Here is a 3562-nt window from a genome sequence, read left to right as displayed (position 1 = left end):
TCAGGTACGGAGCAGCGAAGTACCACTCTTCATTCGAGACATCTGTTGGGTATGGCCTGCGTTTTTTCATCCCGCCAGGATACCAGGTCCCGACATAAAGTGCCTAACACCCTATAAGGACTTTCCCTTTTTGCAAGCTAGGGGTTCATTCGGTCATCGATTGATTCCGATGTTGAGGCCGGACGCGATGTCGGATCGGGGCGGCGGGGCAGACTGCAAACCTATAAACGGCCTTGTTGGGGCACTGTCGGTGCTGTGCCCGGGCCCGGATAGTAACCGCGCAGCAGGACTCCATCCGGAGCGCGGCGCCACGCATAAGATGCGTCGCCTGGAGCTTCCGCGAGTTCGCCTGCTGCCGGTCTGACCTGTCGCTATCCATACCTATGCGTCCTTGTGTTGGGACTGGCTCCTTTGGGGGTGCCGCACGGTGGTCTCCTGCGTTTCTCGGATTGTGGTTCGGCTCACGCGTCACGAAGGCCGGATCGGGGTATAGGAGGGATCGAAGCGCTCGCCTTTGGCGAGGATCGCCCAAAGGATTCGCGCGTGCTTGTTGACGATGGCCACCAGCGTTCGATACCAGCCTACCCGTGCATGTAGCTGGACGATCCAGCGCGAGAGCCGATCGGTTCGCCGGTGAGCGCTTGTCAGGGCCGAGCGCGCACCCTGGAACAGCAGGGTGCGCAGATAGGTGTTGCCCTGCTTGGTGATGTGGCCAAGCCGAGTCTTACCGCCACTGCTGGCCTGCTTTGGCACAGAGCCAAGCCAGGCGGAAAATTGCCGGCCATTCCTGAACACGCGCGCGTCACCGACGGTCGCGACGGCGGCCGACGCGGTGAGCGGCCCGATACCAACGATGGCCATCAGGCGTTGCGCGTTGGTGTCATGTTTGACCCGCGTGGCAATCTGCGAGTCACACCACGCGATCTGCTCGTCGAGGGCCTGGATGTGATGCCAGCCAGCGAGGAGAGCGGCGCGTGCGACTCCGTCCAGCTCCGTGGTCCCGTCCTCCAGTGCCTCGACGAAGTGGCCACGGAACGCATCGATGCCTTGCGGGAGAAACACGCCGAACTCAAACAGTTCGCCACGAAGGCGGTTGACGAGTGCTGTACGTTCCTCAACAAAGCCGTTGCGCATCCGGTGCAGCACCAGCACGTTCTGCTGATCCGCGGTCTTCAGCGCGACAAAACGCATATGGGGTCGGCTCGCCGCTTCACAGATGGCTTCTGCGTCCAGCCGGTCGTTCTTCACGTGCTTGCCGCCTTTGCGGTAGGCAGCGGCGAACTGCGGAGCGATCAGGCGGACCTCGTGGCCGAGCGCGCATAGCTTTCGGCCCCAGTAGTGGGCCGCGCTGCAGGCTTCCATGGCCACCAGGCAGGGCTCCAGATTGGCAAACCATTCGAGAACTTCTGCCTTGGGATCGCCTTTCTGACTGCCACGTGCTCCATTGAGTCGACTCCATGCACCACGATCAGGTTCTTGGCGAGATCGACGCCGATACGAGTAATCTTGTCCATGACTTTCTCCTTCCAAGACGGATTGCCAGCACCAACCATCGTGACATATCGCTACGCCGCGGGATGAGGAAAGTCCTTTCTAATTCTCTAGCCAGCGGAGGTCGCGACCAGCCGAATCGAATTCAGCGGCCTGCCCTAAAAATCGTCGTCGCGAAGCCGGTTAACCTTCTTGGCGCGAATGTCGGAAAAGTGTCCCCCTGGAATTCAGCACGGGGACAAAAATCTGCCGACAGCCAGTCGCTTCCTGCCATCCGTGAATCCAATCATGTACAACTTTGTGATGTGACTTACCGGTCTATGGAATGCCATGAAAGTCCCTTTCATTGCGATTTGCCGGTTCGGCCGAAACGGTAAATATCAGCCACTAGAGCGTCTGTCAAAGTGAAGTTAGCTCTACTGATTGATGAAATGTGTTTAATGGTTGCGCAAAGACGCATCACGGTCCGCTGGCTGGTCAGTCTGGGCAGCCGGCTCACGTCGACGTTGCTGCGGCCATCGAGCAACTGCCGGCGGACATAGGTGTCGTGCAGCACGCGTGGACTCATGTCGGGCGCCCGGAACCCGGTGGCGTCGAACGCCTCGCGCACGATATTGCCCAGCAGTACGCCATTGACCGTGCTGCCACGACTAGGGGCCGGAAAGAGCTCAGATGGTCGCACTGTGCCTGCCGAAGCTTCGTCGCCGCGATGCCGGTAGCGAGAAAGACGGCGACAATTGCGCAATGCGCGGGCATCGGCGTCGACGTCAAGGAAGAGGGGAACCGGCTCATCCTCTGGCCAGTGCTCGAAAGCGGGCAAAGGCGGTCACCGGATTCTCTTCACGGATGCCGTCGTCGATAAGCTGACGGCACAGCCGCTCGGGCATGCTGGCGTAGCGCAGTCGCGTCGTGGTGCCTGGCGCGCATCGCGTATCCACGTCGGCGAAAAACGTTTCGACGTGGGCCGTGCCGAAGGTGCTCAGCGTCACGCCCTTCGGCGCGAGATTACGCAGAAAGCGGTCGAGCATCGCCGCATGCTGCATGCGTGAGCGTGGGAAAAGGGTCGACGATCGGCGACGACCGCGTCGGTTTCCTGCGCATTGACTCATCAGAATTGCAACTTCCGTTGACCTGTTGCCTCACGTAGTTTGCTACCCGCCGGATTGTCCGGCGGGAGCGGCACGAGGTGACGAGGCAAATCAGCATGACGACACGCAAGGAGTTGGTGGCAGCATTGCAATTGCGGTATGGCAGCGCGACGTTCGGTGACCGGATCAGGATTGTCGATGAGTTCGTTGCTCTGACCGGGTATCACCGCAAGCACGCCATCCGGCTGCTACGGGAAGAGCCTGGCGCGGCAACGGGGACGCGCGGGCGCAACCGACTATACGACGAGGCGGTACGCCAGGCGCTGACGGTGTTGTGGGACGCAGCCGACAGGGTTTGCGGCAAGCGACTGAAGGCGTTGATCCCGAAGCTGGTTGATGCCATGGAGCGGCACGGCCATCTCGACCTGGATCCGGTCGTCAAGGCCAAACTCCTTCAGATCAGCGCGGCGACCATCGATCGCATGCTGGCCGATGCGCGTGCGCACATCGATGGGCAGCGCAAACGGCGCACGGGGGTGGGCTCGGCCATCCGGCGCAGCATTCCGGTGCATACCTTTGCCGACTGGCGCGATCCGCCACCGGGCTTCTTCGAGATCGACATGGTCGAACACTGCGGCGGCTCGAAGATAGACGGTGAGTTTGTCCACACCCTCACGCTGACCGATATCGCCAGCGGCTGGACAGAATGTGTGGCCCTGCGAGTACGTAACCAGATGCTGGTGATCGAAGGATTTGAGAAAGCGGCTGCCGATCTACCATTCGCGATGCCTGGAGTGAACTCGGATAACGACAGTGCGTTCATGAACCAGAGCGTCCTCGACTACTGCAAGGGCCGCGGTCTTGTGCAGACGCGCTCGAGGGCCTACAAGAAGAACGATCAGGCTTGGGTGGAACAGAAGAACGGCGCCGTCGTGCGGCGGCTGGTCGGTTATGGCCGGCTGAGCGGTGTCGATGCCAGGAAC

General features: G+C 60.9%; 3 protein-coding genes and 1 pseudogene. 1 reads left to right on the top strand and 3 read right to left on the bottom strand.

Going from position 1 to position 3562, the window contains the following annotated elements:
- Positions 1 to 468 precede the first annotated feature (468 nt).
- The 3 genes and pseudogenes from HV796_RS40790 to HV796_RS40780 all read right to left on the bottom strand — a co-directional run bounded on the left by HV796_RS40790 (position 469) and on the right by HV796_RS40780 (position 2519).
- Positions 469 to 1514, bottom strand: a pseudogene (locus tag HV796_RS40790) (IS110 family RNA-guided transposase).
- Between the two features lie 320 nt (positions 1515 to 1834).
- Complete coding sequence (locus tag HV796_RS40785; RefSeq protein ID WP_175233354.1) at positions 1835 to 2311, bottom strand: hypothetical protein; 477 nt, start codon at positions 2309 to 2311, stop codon at positions 1835 to 1837.
- On the bottom strand, positions 2280 to 2519 hold the full coding sequence (locus tag HV796_RS40780) for a hypothetical protein (protein ID WP_175233353.1): 240 nt from the start codon (positions 2517 to 2519) through the stop codon (positions 2280 to 2282). Before HV796_RS40780 ends, HV796_RS40785 begins: the two co-directional genes overlap by 32 nt.
- A 176-nt stretch (positions 2520 to 2695) precedes the next feature.
- Between HV796_RS40780 and HV796_RS40775 the strand changes: the two genes are divergently transcribed.
- Positions 2696 to 3562 (top strand): integrase catalytic domain-containing protein (locus tag HV796_RS40775; RefSeq protein ID WP_175233352.1); only part of this gene is annotated, 867 nt, incomplete at its 3' end.

The organism is Paraburkholderia humisilvae (genome assembly GCF_902859855.1).
Taxonomy (GTDB): Bacteria; Pseudomonadota; Gammaproteobacteria; order Burkholderiales; family Burkholderiaceae; genus Paraburkholderia; species Paraburkholderia humisilvae.
Note: the sequence above shows the minus strand (reverse complement) of the source record. Positions and strands in the feature narration are given on the sequence as shown.